Annotated in this window: 19 protein-coding genes; 16 read left to right on the top strand and 3 right to left on the bottom strand. The window is 59.6% G+C overall.

Going from position 1 to position 23,105, the window contains the following annotated elements; genetic code table 11:
- Positions 1–73: 73 nt before the first annotated feature.
- Complete coding sequence (locus PBDP_RS07380; protein ID WP_212802027.1) at positions 74–1,528, top strand: DUF6538 domain-containing protein; 1,455 nt, start codon at positions 74–76, stop codon at positions 1,526–1,528.
- A 179-nt stretch (positions 1,529–1,707) separates the two neighbouring features.
- Here PBDP_RS07380 and PBDP_RS07385 read toward each other — a convergent pair whose 3' ends face one another.
- Positions 1,708–1,917 (bottom strand): YegP family protein, encoded by a 210-nt coding sequence (locus tag PBDP_RS07385; RefSeq protein WP_212802028.1) that lies wholly within the window; start codon positions 1,915–1,917, stop codon positions 1,708–1,710.
- A gap of 244 nt (positions 1,918–2,161) precedes the next feature.
- Here PBDP_RS07385 and PBDP_RS07390 point away from each other — a divergent pair, with 244 nt between their 5' ends.
- From PBDP_RS07390 to PBDP_RS30260, 6 genes are all read left to right on the top strand, one after another.
- Entirely contained in the window at positions 2,162–2,719 is a 558-nt protein-coding gene (locus PBDP_RS07390) for a recombinase family protein (RefSeq protein WP_212802029.1), read from the top strand.
- Positions 2,720–3,244: 525 nt separating this feature from the next.
- Entirely contained in the window at positions 3,245–3,613 is a 369-nt protein-coding gene (locus PBDP_RS07395) for a hypothetical protein (protein ID WP_212802030.1), read from the top strand.
- 91 nt (positions 3,614–3,704) lie between these two features.
- Positions 3,705–3,908: a hypothetical protein gene (locus tag PBDP_RS07400; RefSeq protein WP_212802031.1), complete on the top strand. Its 204-nt coding sequence runs from the start codon at positions 3,705–3,707 to the stop codon at positions 3,906–3,908.
- A gap of 7 nt (positions 3,909–3,915) precedes the next feature.
- Positions 3,916–4,788, top strand: coding sequence for a hypothetical protein (locus tag PBDP_RS07405; RefSeq protein ID WP_212802032.1), 873 nt, complete (start codon positions 3,916–3,918; stop codon positions 4,786–4,788).
- A 400-nt stretch (positions 4,789–5,188) separates the two neighbouring features.
- Entirely contained in the window at positions 5,189–6,157 is a 969-nt protein-coding gene (locus PBDP_RS07410; protein ID WP_212802033.1) for a hypothetical protein, read from the top strand.
- 74 nt (positions 6,158–6,231) lie between these two features.
- A complete protein-coding gene (locus PBDP_RS30260; RefSeq protein ID WP_502936860.1) occupies positions 6,232–6,762 on the top strand; it encodes an HNH endonuclease in 531 nt (176 codons plus the stop codon).
- Positions 6,763–7,304: 542 nt separating this feature from the next.
- On the opposite strand, the gene PBDP_RS07420 is transcribed toward PBDP_RS30260, so the two are convergent.
- Complete coding sequence (locus PBDP_RS07420) at positions 7,305–8,381, bottom strand: DUF748 domain-containing protein (protein WP_212802035.1); 1,077 nt, start codon at positions 8,379–8,381, stop codon at positions 7,305–7,307.
- A 147-nt stretch (positions 8,382–8,528) separates the two neighbouring features.
- Here PBDP_RS07420 and cysK point away from each other — a divergent pair, with 147 nt between their 5' ends.
- From cysK to PBDP_RS07435, 3 genes are all read left to right on the top strand, one after another.
- Complete coding sequence (cysK, locus tag PBDP_RS07425) at positions 8,529–9,503, top strand: cysteine synthase A (RefSeq protein WP_109755841.1); 975 nt, start codon at positions 8,529–8,531, stop codon at positions 9,501–9,503.
- Positions 9,504–9,893: 390 nt separating this feature from the next.
- Positions 9,894–10,832 carry an aspartyl/asparaginyl beta-hydroxylase domain-containing protein gene (locus PBDP_RS07430; RefSeq protein ID WP_109755840.1) on the top strand — a complete coding sequence of 313 codons (939 nt, stop codon included), beginning with the start codon at positions 9,894–9,896 and terminating at the stop codon, positions 10,830–10,832.
- Between the two features lie 339 nt (positions 10,833–11,171).
- Positions 11,172–12,035: a DMT family transporter gene (locus PBDP_RS07435; RefSeq protein WP_212802036.1), complete on the top strand. Its 864-nt coding sequence runs from the start codon at positions 11,172–11,174 to the stop codon at positions 12,033–12,035.
- A gap of 146 nt (positions 12,036–12,181) precedes the next feature.
- On the opposite strand, the gene PBDP_RS07440 is transcribed toward PBDP_RS07435, so the two are convergent.
- A complete protein-coding gene (locus PBDP_RS07440) occupies positions 12,182–13,090 on the bottom strand; it encodes a DMT family transporter (protein WP_176688460.1) in 909 nt (302 codons plus the stop codon).
- A gap of 129 nt (positions 13,091–13,219) precedes the next feature.
- On the opposite strand from PBDP_RS07440, the gene aceK reads away from it, so the two are divergent.
- The 6 genes from aceK (at position 13,220) to PBDP_RS07470 (ending at position 23,102) form a co-directional block, all read left to right on the top strand.
- Positions 13,220–14,941 (top strand): bifunctional isocitrate dehydrogenase kinase/phosphatase, encoded by a 1,722-nt coding sequence (gene aceK / locus PBDP_RS07445; RefSeq protein WP_212802037.1) that lies wholly within the window; start codon positions 13,220–13,222, stop codon positions 14,939–14,941.
- Between the two features lie 171 nt (positions 14,942–15,112).
- Positions 15,113–19,024 (top strand): ATP-dependent RNA helicase HrpA, encoded by a 3,912-nt coding sequence (gene hrpA, locus PBDP_RS07450; protein WP_212802038.1) that lies wholly within the window; start codon positions 15,113–15,115, stop codon positions 19,022–19,024.
- Positions 19,025–19,362: 338 nt separating this feature from the next.
- A complete protein-coding gene (locus PBDP_RS07455) occupies positions 19,363–20,484 on the top strand; it encodes a beta-ketoacyl-ACP synthase III (protein WP_109755834.1) in 1,122 nt (373 codons plus the stop codon).
- A 175-nt stretch (positions 20,485–20,659) separates the two neighbouring features.
- On the top strand, positions 20,660–21,271 hold the full coding sequence (locus PBDP_RS07460) for an RNA polymerase sigma factor (RefSeq protein ID WP_212802039.1): 612 nt from the start codon (positions 20,660–20,662) through the stop codon (positions 21,269–21,271).
- Complete coding sequence (locus PBDP_RS07465; protein WP_109755832.1) at positions 21,265–21,501, top strand: anti-sigma factor family protein; 237 nt, start codon at positions 21,265–21,267, stop codon at positions 21,499–21,501. The genes PBDP_RS07460 and PBDP_RS07465 overlap by 7 nt, the downstream gene beginning before the upstream one ends.
- A gap of 290 nt (positions 21,502–21,791) precedes the next feature.
- Complete coding sequence (locus PBDP_RS07470; protein WP_109755831.1) at positions 21,792–23,102, top strand: OprO/OprP family phosphate-selective porin; 1,311 nt, start codon at positions 21,792–21,794, stop codon at positions 23,100–23,102.
- Positions 23,103–23,105: the final 3 nt, after the last annotated feature.

The raw sequence follows: 23,105 nt of genomic DNA on the forward strand, positions 1-23,105 counted from the left end.
CCGAGCATTCAGCGCTTGGATGCGTCCCGCGCCACCACCACACGACCGTACCACGTGCCCCGGAGAATCCTGCATGTCCTATTTGTCCCGCCGCGATGGTCGCTACCACTACCGCCGCCGCTTCCCCGCCGATGTAGCCGAACTAGTGGGGCGTGCAGAGTTTCGCAAGGCGCTGGGTACTGCTGATAGGACCGAGGCTCTGCGGCTTGCTCGGCAGGTATCAGTCGAGTTCGACCGCATCTGTTCTGATGCCTTGGTACCCGTCTCCCGGATGCTACAGGGGCAAGCCAACCCTACACCGCCCATGGACGCTCGGTCCGTTTTGAGGGGCTTGCAGGACGTCGTGGACAGGGTGACTACCGTCGCCGTTGAGGCGATGCACCCAAGAGGGCGACGGGTAGCTAAGGACTGGAAGACGGAGTTCGATTGGCAGGAGAGGGCGCTGCTAGCGATCATCGACGGCACGCACCCAGGCGCCGCAGAGACTCACGTGCTTGAAGCAATGACCGCTTTAAAAGCGTTGCGGGCTGTACGTGACGGTTCGCCTTTGGTTGTGACGACAGATGCACACGCGCCAGTTGAACCGAAGTTGCCGCAAGAAAGCCCCGCTACCCCCGGTCCTGATAGCCGTACTGCTGCTGAGTTCGCGGAGGCACTCGACGGTTACTGTGAGCGGGTCAGCTCTGGTCGCGTTGCAATCATGCGCAAGCTTTGCAAGGACGTGTTGCGCTGGCCGAGTACCCAAGCGGAGCAGGTCGAAAGGATTATGCGGTACGCCGAGGGTAAATTATCCGGCGGTGGTAAGGCGTCCTCCGTGCATACCCAGGCTGCGGGACTTATCACTATTCTCCGGGAGGTGCCCGGCTGGTCTGGTATCAGCTTGCCAAAGACTGGCGCGGTAGCACGAGCGGTACGCGCTGGTGGTGCGTTATCCAAGGAGGCCCGCGACCCTATGCCGTTGGATGTGGTGAAGGTGGTACAGGCAAGCCTTGATGCTCGCGGCGATGTTGTAGACGCGACGGCAGCCAAGCTACTGGTTCGGTACGGTTTACGCCCCATTGAGTTATTGCAGGAGGGGCAGGCAGCATTAACGGAGAGGGTGGATATCCTCGGCAAGCGGGAGCTAGTGTTTCGTGCGGGATTGTCCGGCGCAAAGAACGCAGCCAGCCGCCGCGATTTGCCAGTACATGCGGATGATGTGAAAGCCTTCGAACTGGTGCTTGGTGGTATCGGCATTCCCGACTCGGCAACTAAAACGGAGCGCGAGCGAAGGGCTAGGCAACGAGTCTCACGACTGAGCGCAGCGGTTCGTATCGGATTGCGCGGCCAACCTGAGCGGTTGAGCTTGTACAGCCTTCGGCATACCTGCGCTGATCTTCTGCGCGCCGTGGGTGCATCTGGTGAAGAGGTCGGCGGCATTCTTGGGCATACCGCTGGAGGATCGAAGGCCACTAGCATTTATGGCGGAACTGCACCGCTTGACCGGCCACGGGCATTACTCTCGGCGGTTCGTGACCTGCTGCCCTGAGTTGGGAAGTGGAGTTCTATACGCGGCCTAAAAATGCTGACTCCGTGCGCTAGGGCTTCTCCGATTCAATCACGTGTTTCTCCCCCGTAGGGGTGTTGGCGCCATGGGCAGCTCAGCGACTGCCGGGAATATCCACTGTGGCAAAGGCCCATCCAGAGCCGCAATGGGCCAAACAGCGGTTACGGTCTCAATCGGTCGTAATCATCGTCGCCGATAACTGGGCCACTTGGTCCTTGTTCCTTGAGCAATTTAACAGAGTGCTCACAGTCCACTAGGTTGTTATAGCCCTCAGAGCTCACGGCGATAATCTTTTCATTCTTGGCCGTGAATCGCCAACGCCACTCGCTGCTCTTGTCCTTGTAGATGTAGAAGTACGCGACATCTGCCATGCGATTTCTCTCCTTGGATTATCGCTACCGGGTGTAGCGATGGCGACACGCTATCAGTCGCGTTGAAGACGTGTCTATGGATCGAAAGTCGCAGGGCTCGATATGGCTCATAAGGTACACCCTGTGAACTATTAGTAAATCATCTGCGTAACATGGCTCATAGGTGTTGACATGCATTGAGCTATGTATGATTATTTGAGCTATAGGTTCTGAGCTATTCAGGCCAACCACTCAGGTATTAGGCATGGCTACCATCGGATATGTACGCGTCTCCACTCACGACCAAAGCGTCGATGCTCAAAAGCACGCACTGACCGAAACATACAACGTTGATGAATGGTATGAGGACAGTGGTGTATCTGGCGCTGTGAAGGCGCTAGAGCGTCCTGGCTTTGCTGCCCTGGCTGCGTACGTCCGGCGCGGCGATACGCTCGTGGTCAGCGCCGTAGACCGCTTGGGGCGCGATACCCTGGACATCCTACACACCGTCGAGGTATTGCAGGGTAAGGGCGTAGGCATCATTTCCAAGCGCGAGGGTTTCGACCTAGGCACGCCCATGGGGAAAGCGATGTTGACCATGCTGGCCGCTGTGGCGGAGCTGGAGCGTTCGAATATCAAAGCCCGTCAGATGGCGGGTATTGAACGTGCAAAGGCCGAAGGTAAGGCCCTGGGGCGTGAGAAAATTATCAACGACGCGCAGGTCAGCGAGTGGCGTAAGGCCAATAGCGCCAGCATCAAGGCCACTGCGGAGCACTTCAATATCTCAGTAGCGTCGGTCAAGCGTGCCTGTGCAGCGGTTTGAGGTTGGCAATAAGCACTCGATACACCCTGTATGGTTTGAAGTTACATACAGTGGTAAGGACGCAAGCGCTATGAACTGGGCCGGATGGTCTCACGAGGCTTCGACGAGACGATGAACGTAGCCCAGCGCAAAATGGATGGCACCTTCTTGTTCGGGCATTAGGGAAATGTCTCATACAGCGGAGAGGGGAACCCAGCCTCGACCGCCGTCCAAGTTTAGGTGCACCGCTGTCATGGGTGGTTAAGCAGCAGTCGTTGTACGTTCGGCTGCTGTCGCACCACCTAATCCTAAGCCCGATCACGTGACCGTCTGCACTCGCAAGCTCTTTCGCTCGTGTCGTGAACGCGTCAGCACCAATCCTCGCACCACCCCGTAAACAAGCCGTTCCTGTACTGCTACATCTCTCGTCCGCGCCCTGTGGACAACCTGCATTGAACCTATCACCACTCGCTTGGAGGACCCAGCCTGTCTGGTGATTCCCTTTTGCCGTTTCTGTAGCTCACGTATTCCAAGGAGTACAACAAGATGAAAGCGAACTACCTCGCTGGTGGGCGCAAACCCATCGGCCAAGCAATGATTATCCGGGCGTTGCGTGCTTTAAACGCACGTCAGGAACCAGCAACAGCCGGTGCCATCCGCCGCCAAGAACCAAGCTTGTCCCGCAGCACACTTATGGCCGGGCTGGCCTCGTTGGTTCGTACCGCTGGCCTGATCCCCAATCCGTTGGATGGGGCACCATCAATCAACACGTACACCCTGGCGACGTATGCCCACCGGGTAGGTGTCAATCTCAGCGATACCGATCTGCGTTACTACACCAAAATGGAGAACACCGCCTTGCTGATGCTCTCCGAACATGAACAAGCTAAGGCGGTATTAACTAATGGCGCGTAAACGGAAGGTGACGACCGAGACAGTAAAGACAAGCGCATTAGAGCTTCTAGACTTAACACTTCGGGCAACTAATAAGCGGTTTGAGGATGCCATGCGAGATGACTATCCGTGTGAAGCTGCCCTTATCAGTGCGTCGGTGTCATTGCTAAAACTTGTCGAGGCGAAAGGCTCTTTGACCGAGGATGATCAAACATTAGATTTGGCTGCCCAGCGCAAAGCATTTACCGAGCGCAGGTCGATTGGCACAACACAAACTCCCGAAGATATCGCTGCGTTGTACGGGAATGGTAACTGATGGATTGATGATGACAAAGCTAGAAGAGTTACAACAGCAAGCCCACGCTGCGACACCTGTACTCCCGGCCTGTAAGTGGCACGAACAAACTGATGTCTCTTTTGTAATACGGGCATTGAAAGACGCGGGTATCTCACTGGCGCAGCTCAGTCACTACGTAGCGAAGGCTGAACAGTACAAACTCAAGCATGGCGAATTGGCGGGCTGGACAGCGCGCGGTGGTGGTGATGCTCAGTCCGTTTACCGCGAACATTTCAAGCGCGAGCAGGCGTCACGTAGACAGGCACAGAAAGAGCTGACTGCCATTGGGCACAAGGCGTTGTATCCGACCTACCATGCAGTTAAAGACATGTTGACGGCAGCCCACGATAGCGCGTTCGAAGCGGTGCGCCCAAGTGGTCGCGAGATACTGCGTGGCTTGCACACTGATCAAGAGGTAGTTGTCACGTTTGCCAAACGTGTCCCTAAGAAGCACACCCGGCGCGCCCTGAGTGAACTACAGAGCCACCCCACGAGTAAGCGTCTAGAGAAGCAGGGGTTACGTGGCGCACGTGATATTGCCGCGATTACCGGAGCGTCTATGGCAGGCAGCGTTGCAGAACTATACCGGCGCGCAGATGTAGCCAAGCGTCTGGAGCAACAGGATGTACTGGTACTGGAGGTGGCCGACCTCAAGGCTCGCTTGGCCGCACTGGAAGCCCGTGCAACCGCATCTGAGGCTCGACATGAAATAGCCGAGGCGGGTGGTCATTGGCATGAGGTAGCGGCCCGTATGCGTGCTGATGGCGCTTCCTATGGTGCTATCGCCAAATCTACTGGGCAGGGCCGCAGCACTGTTAGCCAATTTATTCTTCGCCAGCAATCGGCAAAGCAAGGGTGAGGCTTTAAGTACGTAGTACTAGAGGAATCCGCCCAGATCGGCTGTACACATATGTACACCTGCCGTGTACAGCCTTAATAAAACAACGCCAATAGTTACCACCCATCCGGGAGGTGGCACGGTGGGCAACATAAAGGAAATATATGGAAGCCTCTTATCCCTTCTTGACTGCTGATCAGCGCCTTGTAGTTGTACTCAGTCATTATCTCCGTGAACAGCCCTATCGAACCGCCCACTACGCATTGAAGAGTGCGAACAAGTGGGTGGGGCGAGGGCGAAAGTTCGAAGACTTACCTTTGCTCCGATAACCGACCTTGACTTGATGTAATCGCTGTACTCCCGATTCAAATACTCCCGAACTTTATCCGCGCATCTTGCGCCAATCAAAATGGAACCCCCCATGACTATCAAAAAGAACTCTACCGTAACCGCTATCGACAACGAACGTGCTCGCGCACTCGTGGCGTTGATGTCCACCACCATCGAACTGACCCGCGATACAGCTCCTGATATTGTCGTGCCGGATATGCCTGCTTCATATCCTGATATCCAACGCGGAGTCGAGCGCATGACGGCCCAGTTCACCGACCCAGCACGAGCAGAGGGGCGCCGCACCAGCGTCGACGATGTGGAACACGAACTGTTGCAGGTTCTTTCCAGTGCGCAGGATGCCGGCTTTGACTTCGCGGAATTGGCAAAAGTGCTGACGTACCGTAAGGAGCGCGACCGCGCCCGTAACATGCAGGACAGCTACGTTCGCTCGTCCAGCGCCAGGGCAGAACGCCTCGGCGAACAGGTCCGCGAGTGGCTGCAAGACCTACTCGACGTACTAGCCATCCGTGATGTTGTCGGGGTTGATGCTGTTAAAGACGCTGCCGAGGCCAGCAACAAGACCTTGGCGGCTGTGGCCCTGGACTTGATGGTACGGGAGACCGTCAACGCTGCTGCCGCATCGGAGTTGAACACCGTAGCTGCTGGCCGTGGGTTGATGACCTTGGCGCAGGCTGGTATCCCGCCGGCTGACCTTGAACATCGGGACCTTGAACAAGTCGCCGCCCTGGCAGGGTTCGCGGTCTATCCCGAAGGTCTTAAAGGCTTTGGACAGCGCCACGCCCCGCTGAGCATTCGCGTGGGGCGTAGCCTTATCCAAGTGGATACCCAAGCCGCTGTGCTTTGTACCGAGGCAACAACACCGCAACAGGGAACTACGCTCCTGGCGCGGCTGGCGTTGGTGGCAGGTTCGGAGGCCGCGCTTATGAGCGCGCAGGCGATTATTGACGAGCGCTTGGCCGGTATTCCTCACCGCTTCCACGACGCCGTAGACGACGGTTCCAGCAGCTTGGACGCTGCACGCCGCCGTACCATCTAACAAACACTTTCAGGCGGTCGCCATCACCCTACATGCTGGGAGGCAAGCGGCTGCCCGAGATTTGAGGCAAACCAATGAATCATCATCCAATCCCATTGGACTGGGTGCGAAGGTACCTCACCATCGACACCACATCACCTACCGGCCTACGTTGGAAGGCTCGGCCAAATAATAGCGTCAGGTTGGGGAGTGTTGCGGGCAGCTCAAACGGGCGCGGTTACTACCAAGTGCGATGCGGCGGAGTTTCCCTGCGGGCCAATCGGGTCTTGTACACGCTGCACTATGGCGTAGACCCTGGCCCAGCTTTGGTGGACCACCGAGACGGCAACCGGGCGAACAACTGTCCGTTGAACCTGCGGCTATCCTCCGTCGCTCAGAACACCCAGAACCAGACACTTGCCCGACACAATCGGAGCGGCATCAAGGGTCTGAGCTACTGGGCAGTGCGCAACCGCTGGCGCTGTGAGGTAGGTATCAATGGCGAACGTGCTACCCGGTCGTTCCCCGCCGATCAGAAGGCTGAGGCTATCCAGTGGCTACGCACCACTCGTGAAGCATTACACCATGAGTTCGCCAACCACGGTGACAGGCTGACGGCGGCCTGAATCACCGCCTACACCCCGCTTTGGGCCGCTTTACTTCTAGCCCTGGCGCGGAGCTTGCCACCACCCCAGATTGATAGCCAAGCTAGGCCAAGGGTTAGTGAGCCCGTTATGAGATGTACGCCGCTGCTGCCGGGCAATGCTCCAACTACAGCGGCAATGATGCGTACCACACCTGAAAAGGCCCATAGCCAGCCTAGCGCTGTCAGTATCCATCCCATTATTCGCATGCTTTCCCCTGTTTTAATTGCTTAGATTGGTGCGCCAATGTAGCTGAGGTGGCTAAGTGCTGCCATCTAAATGACAACAGGGCGAGGCCAACCATCCACGCACTATTGGGGCACATGCAGCGGGCGCAAGTGTGCAGCGCCAGCCCTGAACACGTCCGAAAGCCCCGGTTTAGAAGGGCTCCACGAATATCCCTTGTTCAGTCTCTGAATGGAGCGTCACATGTTGACTCAGTCTTGTGGCGAGGGGATTTATCCCCGTTGAGCTGCGCAGCCCAACGGGGATAAATCCCCTCGCCACAAAAAAGCCACGGACACCTAGTCGGTCGCCGGCGGTGGTTGTTCATAACGGGCATTGAAGGCCTGGACGAAACCGTTGCGCAAAATCTGCAGGAAGGCTTCGAAGGCGCTGATGTCCTGCTGGTGAACATTGCCGCTGAGTTCCACCCGAGTGGCGAATTGGTTCTTGCGCTGGTTCTTGAGGGCCGTTTCGCCTGTGCCGACCAGCGCTTCCCAGACCGAGCGGAAGATGTTTTTGTTCTGGTTTTCCACGTCCTGCTGCCAGTCGAACACATCGACATCACGCAGCAATGGCTTGATGTAGCCGCTGAGCCGGGCATTGTCGGCTTCGGCCTCGACCACCAGGTCGCCGCGGCCGGCGTTGAAATCGAATTTGCCATAGGCCGCGGCGAAGTCGTTAAGGCGCCTGAGTTCGATGTTCCTGGCCCGCAGGCGAAAATCGAAATCTTCGAAATTGCTCAAGGGGTCGAAGGTGGCCTGCATTTCCAGGGGCGCATGTTCGGCCACCAGGGCCTTGCCTTCGAAACGGGCGTCGCGCTTGCCTTTTGTGTCGACCACGTTGGTCAGGTTGTAGAAGCTGGCGTTGACGTCGGTGGCCCGCAGGTTGACCGGTGGCTTGGAATTGAAATTGCGAAAGGTGACCTTGCCATCCCTGATGCGCACTTCGTTGAAGGTGATGGGCAGCAGTTTTTCCAGTTGCTCGCGCCAGTTGGTGCCTTGACCGGTCTGGGAGTTCTGTCGGTTGGCCCCACCGTCGACGAAGTTCACTTCGGGACGGGCAAACTCCACTTCGGCCACCACCGCATGGTCGTACCACAGCGAATGCCAGCTCACGGACAAGTCGATCAACGGCGCATCGACGAACGGCACCGGGACCTTGCCGTCGACCTTGACGATTTTCAGGCCATTGATCCGGTAGGCCCCGCGCCAAAGCGCCAGGTCTACATCGAGAACCTGGCCGCGGTAGTCGCCCATGTCGGCCAGTTTGTCGTTCAGATAGTTGCGCACCAGATAAGGCAGGGTGAAATGCAGGGCCACCAGCACCGCGACGATGGTGGCGAAAACCCACAGTGGCCAGCTGTATCGACGCTTCATGTCAGTCAGTCTCCAGCGTTTGTTGGGGGAGCGCCTTCTACTGCCATTGACTGTCGCAACAATGGGAACGTTCGGTGAAACTGGACGCCCATGGGCAACAGGCATACCTTTAAAGGCTTAAATTCCCGCCGCATTAAGGACCCAGCCATGAGCCGTATATTCGCTGACAACGCCCATTCCATCGGTAATACGCCACTGGTACAGATCAACCGCATTGCGCCGCGCGGTGTGACCATCCTGGCCAAGATCGAGGGGCGTAACCCGGGGTATTCGGTCAAATGCCGGATCGGCGCGAACATGATCTGGGACGCTGAAAGCTCGGGCAAACTCAAGCCTGGCATGACCATCGTCGAACCGACTTCGGGCAACACCGGTATTGGCCTGGCGTTCGTCGCCGCCGCCCGTGGCTACAAGCTGATGCTGACCATGCCCGCTTCCATGAGCATCGAGCGGCGCAAGGTGCTCAAGGCCCTGGGTGCTGAGCTGGTGCTCACCGAGCCGGCGAAGGGAATGAAGGGTGCCATCGAGAAAGCCACCGAGATCCTGGCCAGCGATCCATCCAAATACTTCATGCCGCAGCAGTTCGATAACCCGGCGAACCCGGCGATCCACGAAAAAACCACCGGACCGGAAATCTGGAACGACACCGATGGCGCGGTGGATGTGCTCGTCGCGGGCGTGGGCACCGGCGGAACCATTACCGGGGTTTCGCGGTATATCAAGAACACCTGTGGCAAACCGATCCTGTCGGTGGCGGTAGAACCCGAGGTTTCGCCGGTGATTACCCAGGCGATGGCGGGCCAGGAGATCAAGCCCAGCCCTCACAAGATCCAGGGGATCGGTGCCGGGTTCGTGCCGAAGAACCTCGATCTGTCGATCGTCGACCAGGTCGAGCGGGTCTCCGACGACGAGTCCAAGGCGATGGCCCTGCGCTTGATGCAGGAGGAGGGAATCCTCTGCGGGATCTCTTGTGGCGCGGCGATGGCCGTGGCCGTGCGCCTGGCGGAGAAACCGGAAATGCAGGGCAAGACCATCGTCGTGATCCTGCCGGACTCGGGCGAGCGGTACTTGTCGAGCATGTTGTTCAGTGATCTGTTTACCGAGCAGGAGATTCAGCAGTGACGGTGGATTCACTGCGGTGGTGAGTGGACCTTTGCGGTGGTGAGTGGATCTTGTTGTGGCGAGGGGATTTATCCCCGTTGGACTGCGTAGCAGTCCCTCGGAGGACCAGTTACTCTCAATAGACGAGGTGTCAGGTTTGGGGGCTGCTTCGCAACCCAACGGGGATAAATCCCCTCGCCACAGGGTAATACAAGGTCTAAGAAGAGGGTTGTTTGACCCGGCGTCAGCCAAGGTTCAGGCGGCCCCTGTTAGAAAGTGATTGTTGCGTTTCACTCAACAGAAAATGTTGCGTCAGACGGTTTTTACCTGGGCCATGAGGCTTTACCATGGCCCTCGGCTACGTCGGGCAGTTGGCGTTGCGTAAGTTGTTTTTGGACAAGGAGTTGTAAAATGACCGTTTCGTTTGCCGCCAAGGCCTCAGTGTTGCTGCTGTTTTTGGGCAGTACGCTTTATGTGCATTTGCGTGGCAAGGCGCGTTTGCCGATGTTGCGCCAGTTCGTCAACCACTCGGCGCTGTTCGCCCCCTATAACACCTTGATGTACCTGTTCTCCGGCGTACCCTCGAAGCCTTACCTGGACCGCAGCAAGTTTCCCGAGCTGGATGTGCTCAAGGATAACTGGCAAGTCATTCGCGACGAGGCCATGCACCTGTTCGACGAGGGTTACATTCGTGCCGCCGAGAAGAACAACGATGCCGGTTTCGGCTCGTTCTTCAAGAAGGGCTGGAAGCGTTTCTACCTCAAGTGGTACGACAAACCGCTGCCGTCGGCTGAGTTGCTGTGCCCCAGGACTGTCGAGCTGGTCAACCGGATCCCCAACGTGCGGGGCGCGATGTTTGCCCTGCTGCCGGGTGGCAGCCACCTGAACCCACATCGAGACCCCTTCGCCGGTTCGTTGCGTTATCACCTGGGGCTGTCCACGCCCAATTCCGATGATTGCCGGATCTTCGTCGACGGCCAGATCTACGCCTGGCGCGATGGCGAAGACGTCATGTTCGATGAAACCTATGTGCACTGGGTGAAGAACGAAACCCCGCAGACCCGCGTGATCCTGTTCTGTGATGTCGAGCGGCCCTTGAAAAGCCGCTTGATGACCCGCCTCAACCGTACCATCAGCGCTTTCCTCGGCCGCGCCACCGCGCCGCAGAACCTGGACGATGAACACGTCGGCGGCATCAACCGGGCGTATGCCTGGAGCAAGTCGTTCAGCGACGGCATCAGTGGCCGGGTCAAGCAATTCAAGCGCAAGCATCCCAAGGCGTACCGGGTGATGCGGCCCGTGTTGGCGGTGGTGGTGCTCACGGCGCTTGGTTATTGGTTGTTCGTTTAAATATTGCATAGTCCCTCGGGCGCTGGTTATAGTCAGCGCTCTTCGGGTTTTCGAACCCACTCTTCAAGAGATCGGCTCATGCCTGCATCCCCTGTCATCGCGGTCGTGGTTCCAGCGTTCAACGCTGGCGTCGTGCCGTGTGGGAATCAGCAGCCTGCGCAGATCGGTCAATACCCCCCACCTGTCCGTAGCTCATCGGTGTACGCCGTCGTATCACCGCCGGGTGTTGGCATTCAGGGCTGATCGGCAACTGTTGCCATCCCCTGTGCCCGCCTGAAAAAAACTACTGGACTTCAGCCTCGGCTGAGTTGGCTTTTTGCCTGACTACAGGTGGTATCCATGTTTTCCCTTTCCAAAAACGCCTTATTGGCGGCGGCTTCCACGAGCCTGTTCGTTTTGCTGTGGAGCAGTGGGGCGATCTTTTCCAAGCTGGGCCTGGCCCACGCTTCACCCTTCGCCTTTTTGCTGATCCGTTTTGCCATTGCGCTGTTTGCGTTGGTGCTGTTGATTCCGTTGCTCAAGTTCAAGCTGCCCAAGACCGGCAAGCCGATGCTGTACGCGGCAACCACCGGGTTGGTGCTGCTGGGCGCCTACCAGATTTTTTATCTGCTGGCGCTGCAAATGAGTGTCACGCCCGGGGTCATGGCAACCCTGATGGGCGTGCAACCGATCCTGACCGTGGTGCTCATGGAACGTCAGCGATCCTGGTCGCGGATGTTCGGCCTGGTGCTGGGGTTGGTCGGATTGGTCATGGTGGTGTACCAAGGCATTGGCCTGGCGGGCATGTCCCTGGCGGGGATGGTGTGCGGGTTGCTGGCACTGGTGAGCATGACGGCCGGTTCCATCATGCAGAAGCGCATCATCGACAACCCACTGGGTACGCTGCCGGTGCAATACCTGGCCGGATTGTTACTGTGCGCGGTGTTCGTGCCGTTCCAGCCGTTTCACTTCGAATACAGCACGGGGTTCTTCGTGCCGGTGTTGTGGATGGGGCTGGTGGTATCGGTGCTGGCGACGTTGCTGCTGTACCGACTGATCGCCCGTGGCAACCTGGTGAATGTCACCAGCCTGTTCTACCTGGTGCCGGCGGTGACGGCGATCATGGACTACCTGGTGTTTGGCAATCGGCTGGCGTTGTTGAGCTTGCTGGGGATGGTGCTGATCATCGTGGGATTGGTGTTTGTGTTTCGTAAAAGTCGCTGAGCCTTGGATGCTCGCTGACTGAACAACCGCTATCGCGGGCAAGCCTTGCTCCCACAGGTTATGTACAAGCCTGCTCCCACAGGTTATGTGTAGTCCTTGTGGGAGCAAGGCTTGCCCGCGATGGCATTTTCAGCCACACCGATGAACTACCGGGCAGACACTTCAGCCGGTTTCGCCGCAGCGGGCTTGAGCACCAACCACAACGCCGCCGCAATCAACACCCCGCCATACAAATGCGCCATCCCCAACGGCTCATCCAGCAGCAACGCCCCCCACAACACGCCGAACGGCGGAATCAGGAAGGTCACGGTCATCGATTTGACCGGACCGATGGAACTGAGCAAGCGGAAGTAAAGAATGTATGCCAGGGCGGTACACACCAGGCCCAGCCCCAGCAGTGACAGCCAGACGCTCCAGCCACCCCAGCTGGCCGGTGGCTGGCTGATGACGCTGTACCCAAACAGCGGCAGCAAGAACACCGTGGCACCGAACATGCTGCCCAGGGCCGAGAGACGGCTGTCCAGGCCTCCTTGGTGATCGAGCCAGCGCCGGGTGAGGAAACCGGCAAAGCCGTAGCAGGTCGTGGCCAGCAGGCAGGCGAGGGCGCCCATCAACAGCTGCAGGTCGAACGCCACCGGGCCGGCGCGGGTCAGGATGCCAACACCCAGCAGCCCCAGGCAGACACCGCTGACCTTGGCCAGGGTGAGTTTTTCGCTGAAGAACAGGCCGCCGATCAACACCCCCATCAACGGCGTGGTGGCGTTGAAGATCGCCGAGTAACCGGCCGGCAGCACCTGGGCCGCCACTGAATAGAACGTTGCCGGAATGCCCGAGTTGATCAGGCCCAGCCCCATCACGACTTTGAGCTTGCCGCGAAAATTCCAGTCGACGCGCATCAGGGCCAGGATCACCAGCAACCCGACGAAGGCGATGGACACGCGAAAAAAAGCAGTGGGGATTGTGCCAATGACGGGGGCGATAATGCGCATGAACAGGAAACTGGCCCCCCAGATGGCGGCCAGTGACAGTAAACGCAGGATATCGACGAGGTTCACGAGTCATTCCTTCCTTGATCGGGCGGCAAGTGTCGCCGTCCTGAATAGCGATGGCAATGGTTGCGTTGCCGCCTGATTGGCCTCTAAGCTCAGTCGCCAATAACAAGCATGACCCGCCGAGGTTTACCTATGCCGCAGCCATGGCCCGCCATTGAAATCGCCCGTTCGATCCTCGACGGCTTCGACGATTATCGTGAGCATTTCCGGCAGATTACCGATGGCGCCCGCGCCCGGTTCGAGCAGGCCCTGTGGCTGGAGGCGCAAGCGGCTTCGGCGGCGCGCATCAACTTGTATGAAGAAAAAGTCTTCGAAACCGTCGCCAAGCTGCACAAGGCCTTCGATGCCGAAACCCTGATGGATGTGGGCTGCTGGCCGCTGGTCAAAAGCGCCTACATCAGCCTGATCGACCTGCGCTTCGACGATGAGCTGTCGGAAACCTGGTACAACTCGATCTTCTGCGGGTTGTTCAGCCACGACCTGATCAGCGACGGCACCATGTTCATCCACACCACCCGGCCCAGCCTGCGTCGGGCCCGCGCTGCCCAGACCCGCACCTACAAGCCTCAGGGGCAGTTGGACCGGATACTGGCGAGCGTGTTCGCCGACTACCGTTTCAGCGAGGACTACGCCGATTTGCCGGGCGACCTGCAACGCCTCGAAGCGCAGTTGCGCGAGAACCTGCCGGACTGGGTCTGCAAGGATCCGGAACTGACGGTGGAGCTGTTTTCTTCGGTGCTCTATCGCAACAAGGGGGCCTATCTGGTGGGGCGGATCTACACCCGCGACGATCAATGGCCGCTGGTGATCCCGCTGTTGCACCGTGAGGGCCGGGGTATCCAGATCGATGCGCTGATCACCGACGAGGCGCAGGTCTCGATCATCTTCTCGTTCACCCGCTCGTACTTCATGGTAGACGTGCCAGTGCCGGCGGAATTCATCGGCTTTCTCAAGCGCATCCTGCCGGGCAAACACATCGCCGAGTTGTACACCTCCATCGGTTTCTACAAGCACGGCAAATCGGAGTTCTACCGGGCACTGATCAATCACCTGGCGAACACCGACGACCAGTTCATCATGGCCCCCGGTGTGCGTGGCATGGTCATGAGCGTGTTCACCCTGCCGGGCTTCAACACGGTGTTCAAGATCATCAAGGACCGGTTCTCGCCGTCGAAAAACGTCGACCGGGCCACGGTGATCGAGAAGTACCGATTAGTGAAAAGCGTCGACCGGGTCGGGCGCATGGCCGATACCCAGGAGTTCGCCGATTTTCGTTTTCCCCTGAGCAAATTCGAGCCGGCGTGCCTTGAGGAACTGCTGGAAGTGGCGCCGTCCACGGTGTCGGTGGAAGGCGATACGGTGCTGATCCGTCACTGCTGGACCGAACGCCGGATGACACCGTTGAACCTGTACCTGGAAAACGCCAACGACGCCCAGGTGCGCGAGGCCCTGGAAGACTATGGCCTGGCGATCAAGCAACTGGCGGCGGCGAATATCTTCCCCGGCGACATGCTGCTCAAGAACTTCGGCGTGACCCGCCACGGCCGCGTGGTGTTCTACGACTATGATGAAATCTGCTTCCTCACCGAAGCCAACTTCCGCCACATCCCCCAGCCCCGCACGCCGGAAGACGAAATGGCTTCCGAGCCCTGGTATTCCATCGGCCCGCTGGACGTGTTCCCCGAAGAATTTCCGCCGTTCCTGTTCGCCGACGCCGGGCAGCGCAAGCTGTTTGACCAGTTGCACGGTGAGTTGTACAACGCCGATTACTGGAAAGGCCTGCAGGAGGCGATTCGGGCGGGGAAGGTGATCGATGTGTTCCCGTATCGGCGCAAGGATCCGGACAACGAATAATCCGGTAAGGGCCCTCAAAAAACCTGTGGGAGCAAAGCTTGCTCGCGATGCAGGCGCCTCGGTCCCCTGGGAGACCGCGTCATCTTCATCGCGGGCAAGCCTTGCTCCCACATGTGCGCAAATCTGCGACAATCGGCCCCCTGCACAAAACCGACGACCCTTGCGTACCTGATGACTGACCAAGCCCCCGCTATCGACAAGCTGCTGAAAAACCTCGACCACGCCATGCTCGCCGACCGTCACCGGTTGCGGCGGCAGTTGCTCGAGCTGCGCAAGAAGCCCGACGAGGCCAAGCTGGCCCAGTGGGTGACGCGCATGCAGGCGTCGTGCGATCAGGTGCTGGCGCGCAAGGCGAGCTTGCCGGTGATCCGCTATGACGACAATTTGCCGATTGCCGCCAAGCGCGACGAAATCAAGCAGGCGTTGCTCAAGCATCAGGTGTTGATCATCGCCGGCGAAACCGGCTCGGGGAAAACCACGCAGTTGCCGAAGATCTGCCTGGAAATCGGTCGCGGCCAGCATGGCTTGATCGGTCACACCCAGCCGCGCCGGATCGCTGCCCGCAGCGTCGCCAGTCGGGTGGCCGAGGAACTGGCCACCCCCTTGGGGGCGCTGGTGGGTTATCAGGTGCGGTTCGAGGACCAGAGCGACGCCAACACCCTGATCAAGTTGATGACCGACGGCATCCTGCTGGCCGAGACCCAGAACGACCGCTACCTCGAACGCTACGACACGATCATTGTCGACGAAGCCCACGAGCGCAGCCTGAACATCGACTTCCTGCTCGGCTACCTCAAGACCCTGCTGCCGCGCCGCCCGGACCTGAAAGTCATCATCACCTCGGCGACCATCGACCTGGAGCGCTTTTCCAAGCATTTCGATGACGCGCCGATCGTGGAAGTCTCGGGCCGCACCTTCCCGGTGGAAACCTGGTATCGCCCGCTGACCCTGGAGCAGGACGAAGAAGGCAACCGCGTCGAGGACGACTTGACCGTCGACCAGGCGATTCTCGCCACCCTCGATGAAATCGCCGCCTACGAGCGCAGCGAGCGCCGCAGCCCCGGGGATGTGCTGGTGTTCCTGCCGGGCGAACGGGAGATTCGCGACGCAGCCGAAATGCTGCGCAAGGCCCAACTCAAGCACACCGAGATTCTGCCGCTGTACGCGCGCCTGTCGCCGGCCGAACAGCAACGGATCTTCCAGTCCCACCCAGGCCGTCGCGTGGTCCTGGCGACCAACGTCGCCGAAACCTCGCTGACCGTGCCGGGCATCCGCTACGTGATCGACAGCGGCACCGCGCGCATCAGCCGCTACAGCTATCGGGCCAAGGTCCAGCGCCTGCCCATCGAAGCCATTTCCCAGGCCAGCGCCAACCAGCGCAAGGGTCGCTGCGGACGGGTCGAGCCGGGGATTTGTGTGCGGTTGTACAGCGAAGAGGATTTCCTCGGTCGGCCGGAATTCACCGACCCGGAGATCCTGCGCACCAACCTGGCGGCGGTGATCCTGCAGATGTTGCACCTGCGCCTTGGCGAGATCACCGATTTCCCGTTCATCGAGCCGCCGGACGGCAAGGCCATCAGCGACGGTTTCAACCTGCTGCAAGAATTGTCGGCGGTGGACCGCAACAGTCAACTGACCCCACTCGGTCGCCAGTTGGCGCGCCTGCCGGTGGACCCGCGCATGGGCCGCATGCTGCTGGAAGCGGCGAAGCTGGGCAGTTTGCAGGAAGTGCTGATCGTCGCCAGCGCCATGTCGATCCAGGACCCGCGCGAGCGCCCGCCTGAGCGTCAACAAGCGGCCGACCAGGCCCACGCCCAGTGGAAGGATGCGGACTCGGACTTCGCCGGGCTGGTCAACCTGTGGCGCGGTTTCGAAGAGCAGCGCCAGGCCCTGACCGCCAGCCCGCTGCGCAACTGGTGTCGCAAGAACTTCCTCAACTACCTGCGCCTGCGTGAATGGCGTGATTCCCATCGCCAGTTGAGTCTGATCTGCCGCGACATGCAGTTGAGCCTCAACAAAGAACCGGCCGATTACCCGAAACTGCACAAGGCGGTGCTCTCGGGCCTGTTGAGCCAGATCGGCCAGAAAACCGAAGACGGCGACTACCTCGGCGCCCGTCAGCGGCGGTTCTGGGTCCACCCCTCGTCGGGCCTGGGCAAGAAGCGTCCGCAGTGGTTGATGACCGCTGAGCTGGTGGAAACCACCAAGCTCTACGCGCGCATGGTGGCCAAGATCGAGCCGGACTGGATCGAGCCGCTGGCCGGGCACTTGATCAAGAAAAACCACTTCGAACCCCATTGGGAGAAGAAGCGCGGGCAAGTGGTGGCGTATGAGCAGATCACCCTGTTCGGGCTGATTGTCGTCGGTCGGCGACCGGTGCATTACGGGCCGGTGGACCCGGTGGTGTCGCGGGAGCTGTTCATCCGTGAGGCGTTGGTGCGCGGTGAGATCCAGTCCAAGGCCAAGTGCCTGGACGCCAATACCAAGTTGCTGGAGCAGCTCGACGAACTGGAAGCCAAGGCCCGCCGCCGTGACATCCTGGCGGACGAAGAAACCCTGTTCGCTTTCTACGATGCGCGTTTGCCGGCCGAGATCCACCAGACCGCGACCTTCGACAGCTGGTACCGGATCAACAGCCAGAAAGACCCGCAGCTACTGATCATGCGCGAAGAAGACGTGCTGGCCCGCGAGGCCAGTGAAGTCACGGCCGCGTACTACCCGGACACATTGCGCGTCGGCGATCTGACCTTGCCGCTGAGCTATCACTTCGAGCCCAACCATCCTCGTGATGGCGTGACGCTGCGGGTACCAGCGCCGCTGTTGCCGATGCTGCCGCCGGAGCGCCTGGAATGGTTGGTGCCGGGAATGATCGAGGCCAAGTGCATCGCCCTGGTGCGCAACCTGCCCAAGGCCTTGCGCAAGAACTTCGTGCCGGTGCCGGACTTCGTCAAGGCCGCACTGCAACGCATCACCTTCGCCGAAGGCTCGTTGCCGCAATCCCTGGGCCGCGAACTGCTGCGCATGACCGGCGCGCGGGTCAGCGACGAAGCCTGGGCGGAAGCGGCGCAGCAGGTGGAAAGCCATCTGCGTATGAACCTGGAAATCGTCGACGGCCAGGGCAAGTTCCTTGGCGAAGGTCGCGACCTGGCCGAACTGACGGCGCGCTTTGCCGAAGCCAGCCAGGCGGCCTTGGCCGTGCCGCAAACGGCGAAGAGCCAGGCACCGGTGGAGGCGAAGGTTTTCGCACCGGTGGCGGAGAAAACCCAACAGAAGATCGCCGGGCTGTCGATGACGGTCTACCCGGCGCTGGTGGAAGAGGGCGGCGTGGTCAAGGAAGGGCGATTCCCGACCCCGGCCGAAGCCGAGTTCCAGCATCGCCGTGCCTTGCCGCGCTTGTTGATGCAGCAATTGGCCGAGTCGGCCAAGTTCCTGCGCGGCAAGCTGCCCGGCCTGACGGAGCTGGGCCTGTTGTACCGCGACCTGGGTCGCATCGACAGCCTGGTGGAAGACATCCTGCTGGTCAGCCTCGACAGTTGCGTGCTCGAAGGCGAAGCGAGCCTGCCCCGTGACGGCGCAGCGCTGGCTTCCCTGGCCGAGCGCAAGCGTGGCGGCTGGACCGAACACGCCGAACGCCTGGCGAAGCTGACCCTGGACATCCTCAAGCTCTGGCACGGCCTGCAAAAACGCTTCAAGGGCAAGATCGACCTGGCCCAGGCCGTGGCGTTGAACGACATCAAGCAACAGCTCAGCCACCTGGTGTATCCGGGCTTCGTCCGCGAAACCCCCCATCAATGGCTCAAGGAACTGCCGCGCTACCTCAAGGCCATCGAGCAACGCTTCGAGAAACTGGGCAGCCAGGTGCAGAAAGACCGGGTCTGGAGCGGCGAACTGTCGAACCTCTGGGCCCAATACCAGACCCGCGCCAGCAAACACCTCCAGGAAGGCAAGCGCGATCCGCAACTGGAGCTGTATCGCTGGTGGCTGGAGGAGTACCGGGTGTCGCTGTTCGCCCAGCAGTTGGGGACCAAGGTGCCGATTTCCGATAAGCGCTTGAGTAAGCAGTGGGGGCAGGTGGAGGCCTGATGCCACAAACCAGATGAACACTACTAACCCCTGTGGGAGCGAGCCTGCTCGCGATAGCGTTGTGTCAGTCGACATAAATACTGAGTAAACCACCGCTATCGCGAGCAGGCTCGCTCCCACAGGGTTAGTTGGTGTAGCTCACTGAGAATGGGCCAAACGCCAGCGTTTGTGGCAAACTTCGCGGCTATAAATGCCGGTCCCGTGGTTTTGAGCTTCAATGCCCCGGGCGGATCGGAATAAAGCGATGCCAGGACTGCTTCCCCGGATGGGAAAAGTCCCTTTGTGTATTGGTACGTCGGTGCCAATGCTTTCTGCCTGAACAGATCAGAGACACGACCATGCATAACGTCGTCATCAGCGGCACCGGCCTGTACACCCCGGCCAACAGCATCTCCAACGAAGAGCTGGTGCAATCTTTCAATACCTATGTCGCGCAATTCAACGCCGACAACGCCGAGGCCATCGAGCGCGGTGAAGTCGAGGCGTTGACCGAATCCAACGCCGCGTTCATCGAAAAGGCCTCGGGCATCAAGAGCCGCTTCGTCATGGACAAGGACGGCATCCTCGACCCGCAACGCATGACCCCCCGTTTGCCCGAGCGCTCCAACGACGAGTGGTCGGTGCTGTGTGAAATGGCTGTCGGCGCGGCAAAACAGGCGTTGGAACGCGCCGGTCGCACCGCCGCCGACATCGATGGCGTGATCGTCGCCTGCTCCAACCTGCAGCGCGCGTACCCGGCCATTGCCATTGAAGTCCAGGAAGCCCTGGGCATCGAAGGTTTCGGTTTCGACATGAACGTGGCCTGTTCCTCGGCCACCTTCGGCATCCAGGCCGCGGCCAACAGCGTGCAACTGGGCCAGGCCCGGGCGATCCTGATGGTCAACCCGGAAGTGTGCACCGGCCACCTGAACTTCCGCGACCGTGACAGCCACTTCATCTTTGGCGACGCGGCCACCGCCGTGATCATCGAGCGTGCGGACCTGGCGACCTCGCCGTACCAGTTCGACGTGGTCAGCACCAAGCTGCTGACCAAGTTCTCCAACAACATCCGCAACAACTTCGGCTTCCTCAACCGCGCCGCAGAAGAAGGCATCGGCAGCCGCGACAAGTTGTTCGTCCAGGAAGGCCGCAAGGTGTTCCGTGACGTCTGCCCGATGGTGGCCGAACTGATCGGTGCCCACCTGGAGGAAAACCAGTTGAACGTTGGCGAGGTCAAGCGCTTCTGGTTGCACCAGGCCAACCTGAGCATGAACCACCTGATCGTACGCAAACTGCTGGGGCGTGAAGCCACCGAAGAGGAAGCCCCGGTGATCCTCGACCGCTATGCCAACACCAGTTCGGCGGGGTCGGTGATTGCGTTCCACAAGTACCAGGACGACTTGCCCAGCGGTTCGGTCGCCGTGCTCAGCTCGTTCGGCGCAGGGTATTCGATTGGTAGCGTGATTTTGCGCAAGCGTTGATCCACTGTTGCTACGCCGAAATTTTTTGTGGAGCAAGGCCATGTGGGAGCAAAGCTTGCTCGCGAAACAGGCGACTTGGTTTATGGAAGACCTCGTCGCCTGTATCGCGGGCAAGCCTTGCTCCCACATGAATTCCCATGCCACAACAGCGATCTATCCAGCCATAGGGCGTTGAATGACGGTCACCGACGACACCCACCTGCTCCAACGCCTCCTGGCCGGTGAGCAGCAGGCCTTCAAGGAACTGGTCAGCACCTACCAGAGCCCGATGCGCGCCGTGGCCTATGCCATCGTTGGCAGCCGTCATGCCGACGAAGTGGTGCAGGACGCCTGGCTGTCGGTGGTGCGCAATCTCAGCAGTTTCCAGGGGCGTTCCAGCCTCAAGACCTGGTTGTTGACCATCACGGCCAATGCCGCCAAGGGCCGCTACAAACAGAACCGTCGGGAAGTGCTGCTCGACGATCTGCCGTCGCCCCACGGCACCCTTGGCGATGATCGTTTCGCCGCCGATGGGCATTGGCTGCTGGCGCCGTTCGCCTGGCACCAGGACACGCCCGAAGCGTTGCTCACCGAGCGTGAGTTGCGTGATTGCCTGGAGCATACGTTGCTCAGCCTGTCGGAACTGCAAGGCAGCGTGCTGACTCTGCGGGAACAACAGGGCCTGGAACTGGACGAAATCTGTAATCTGCTGGGCATTTCGCTCTCCAATGTCCGCGTGCTGCTGCATCGCGCCCGACTGAAGGTCTTCGCGACTGTTGAACATTTCGAGGAAACCGGCGAATGCTGACCTGCAAGGAACAAGTGGCGCGCTCCAGCGATTATCTCGACGGCCAGTTAAGCTTTCGTGAACGCCTGATGGTGCGCCATCACCTGATGTTCTGCCCCAATTGCCGACGATTCATCCGCCAGATGCGCCTGATGCAGGCGACCCTCAGAAAACTGCCGCATCCGCCGGTTCCCGACCTGGATCACCTCGCCGAGAAACTCGCCGCCGAGCGTCGCAAAACATCTAAGTAATCTTCGATACACCACCGACCCCCTGTGGGAGCGAGCCTGCTCGCGATAACGGCGGATCAGCCAGCGTTGTGTTGACTGACCCACCGCTATCGCGAGCAGGCTCGCTCCCACAGGGGTTTATGTTTGTGTTGGTTATATTCCCATTCGAAGTAAAAAGTTCCGCTGTCATAAAATCTTTATGTGATAGCAACTCGCCTGACACAACCGGCCGCCAAGATCCCCTCCCAACACCAGCGGGCCCAGTTCCGCGTGTTTTCTAACGCATAGACTACCAACAGGGGAATTCTTCGATGATCCGTAAGCACTTCGCAGGTGTTGCCGCCAGCGCACTGGCAATGGCAGTAACCGCCCAGGCTTTCGCCGGCACCGTCACCACCGATGGCGCCGATATCGTGGTCAAGACCAAGGGCGGCCTTGAGGTCGCTACCACTGACAAAGAGTTCAGCTTCAAGCTCGGTGGTCGTGTGCAGGCTGACTACAGCCAGTTCGACGGTATCTACACCGACAACGGCAAATCGGCCGACGCCGCTTACATCCGCCGTGCGTTCCTTGAACTGTCCGGCGTGCTGTACACGGATTGGGCCTACACCATCAACTACGACATGTCCCACAACAGTGGCGACTCCGATAACGGCTATTTCGACGAAGCGTCCCTGGCCTACAACGGCTTCAAGCCGGTGTCGATCAAGGTCGGTCGCTTCGACCCCGACTTCGGCCTGGAAAAAGCCACCAGCTCCAAGTGGGTGACCGCGCCTGAGCGTAACGCTGCCTACGACCTGATCGACTGGGCCAACAGCCATCAGAACGGCCTGGGCATCCAGGCGTCCAGCACCTTCGCCGATTCGTTCTATGCTTCGGCCGGCGTGTTCAGCAAGGACACCGACGACACCGACGGCGACAGCGTCAAGCAAGTCAACGGTCGCTTCGTGTTCGCCCCGATGCACGAAGCGGGCAACGTGCTGCACTTCGGTTTGAACGTAGCCTCCCGTGACGTTTCGGATACCGCGTTCGATGCGCGTTATCGCTCCCGTCTGGGCATGCGTGGTGTTGAAACCCTGGGTGGTAACGACGCCGGTCCTAACGGCAACCGTCCGGTACTGGGCGGCGCCAACAACTCGCCAGCCGGCTCTTACGACACTGATACCGCTTTCGGCCTGGAAGCCGCGTTCGCCATGGGGCCTGCGTCGATCCAGGGTGAGTACATCTCCCGTAAGACCAAGGCTGACAGCGACGCCTTCGAAGACCTCAAAGGCCACGGCTTCTACGTCCAGGGTGCCTACACCATCACCGGTGAGTCCCGTGGTTACAAGGTCGGCAAGTTTGACGCGATCAAACCTCAGAACAAATCCATTGGCGCCTGGGAAGTGTTCTACCGCTTCGACAGCATGACCGTCGAAGACGACAACATCACCACTGCCTCGGCGACCCGTGAAGTGGGCGATGCCGAAGCCAAGGTGCACAACCTGGGCGTGAACTGGTACGCCAACGAAGCGGTGAAAATCACCGGTGCCTACGTCAAGGCCAAGACCGACAAAGTCACCAACGCCAATGGCGATGACGATGGCGACGGTTTCGTAGTCCGTGCCCAGTACGTGTTCTGAATC

The sequence above is a fragment of the Pseudomonas sp. St290 genome (assembly GCF_018325805.1).
Taxonomy (GTDB): domain Bacteria; phylum Pseudomonadota; class Gammaproteobacteria; order Pseudomonadales; family Pseudomonadaceae; genus Aquipseudomonas; species Aquipseudomonas bijieensis.

What these genes read in the sequence shown, in the direction of transcription:
- aceK (WP_212802037.1), top strand. Translation starts at nt 13,220, where the DNA reads ATGCCGCAGCCATGGCCCGCCATTGAAATCGCCCGTTCGATCCTCGAC.
- PBDP_RS07410 (WP_212802033.1), top strand. Translation starts at nt 5,189, where the DNA reads ATGACTATCAAAAAGAACTCTACCGTAACCGCTATCGACAACGAACGT.
- PBDP_RS07470 (WP_109755831.1), top strand. Translation starts at nt 21,792, where the DNA reads ATGATCCGTAAGCACTTCGCAGGTGTTGCCGCCAGCGCACTGGCAATG.
- PBDP_RS07435 (WP_212802036.1), top strand. Translation starts at nt 11,172, where the DNA reads ATGTTTTCCCTTTCCAAAAACGCCTTATTGGCGGCGGCTTCCACGAGC.
- PBDP_RS07430 (WP_109755840.1), top strand. Translation starts at nt 9,894, where the DNA reads ATGACCGTTTCGTTTGCCGCCAAGGCCTCAGTGTTGCTGCTGTTTTTG.
- PBDP_RS07405 (WP_212802032.1), top strand. Translation starts at nt 3,916, where the DNA reads ATGATGACAAAGCTAGAAGAGTTACAACAGCAAGCCCACGCTGCGACA.
- cysK (WP_109755841.1), top strand. Translation starts at nt 8,529, where the DNA reads ATGAGCCGTATATTCGCTGACAACGCCCATTCCATCGGTAATACGCCA.
- PBDP_RS07420 (WP_212802035.1), bottom strand. Translation starts at nt 8,381, where the DNA reads ATGAAGCGTCGATACAGCTGGCCACTGTGGGTTTTCGCCACCATCGTC.
- PBDP_RS07380 (WP_212802027.1), top strand. Translation starts at nt 74, where the DNA reads ATGTCCTATTTGTCCCGCCGCGATGGTCGCTACCACTACCGCCGCCGC.
- PBDP_RS07455 (WP_109755834.1), top strand. Translation starts at nt 19,363, where the DNA reads ATGCATAACGTCGTCATCAGCGGCACCGGCCTGTACACCCCGGCCAAC.
- PBDP_RS07385 (WP_212802028.1), bottom strand. Translation starts at nt 1,917, where the DNA reads ATGGCAGATGTCGCGTACTTCTACATCTACAAGGACAAGAGCAGCGAG.
- PBDP_RS07465 (WP_109755832.1), top strand. Translation starts at nt 21,265, where the DNA reads ATGCTGACCTGCAAGGAACAAGTGGCGCGCTCCAGCGATTATCTCGAC.
- PBDP_RS07400 (WP_212802031.1), top strand. Translation starts at nt 3,705, where the DNA reads ATGCGAGATGACTATCCGTGTGAAGCTGCCCTTATCAGTGCGTCGGTG.
- PBDP_RS07390 (WP_212802029.1), top strand. Translation starts at nt 2,162, where the DNA reads ATGGCTACCATCGGATATGTACGCGTCTCCACTCACGACCAAAGCGTC.
- PBDP_RS07395 (WP_212802030.1), top strand. Translation starts at nt 3,245, where the DNA reads ATGAAAGCGAACTACCTCGCTGGTGGGCGCAAACCCATCGGCCAAGCA.
- PBDP_RS30260 (WP_502936860.1), top strand. Translation starts at nt 6,232, where the DNA reads ATGAATCATCATCCAATCCCATTGGACTGGGTGCGAAGGTACCTCACC.
- PBDP_RS07460 (WP_212802039.1), top strand. Translation starts at nt 20,660, where the DNA reads ATGACGGTCACCGACGACACCCACCTGCTCCAACGCCTCCTGGCCGGT.
- hrpA (WP_212802038.1), top strand. Translation starts at nt 15,113, where the DNA reads ATGACTGACCAAGCCCCCGCTATCGACAAGCTGCTGAAAAACCTCGAC.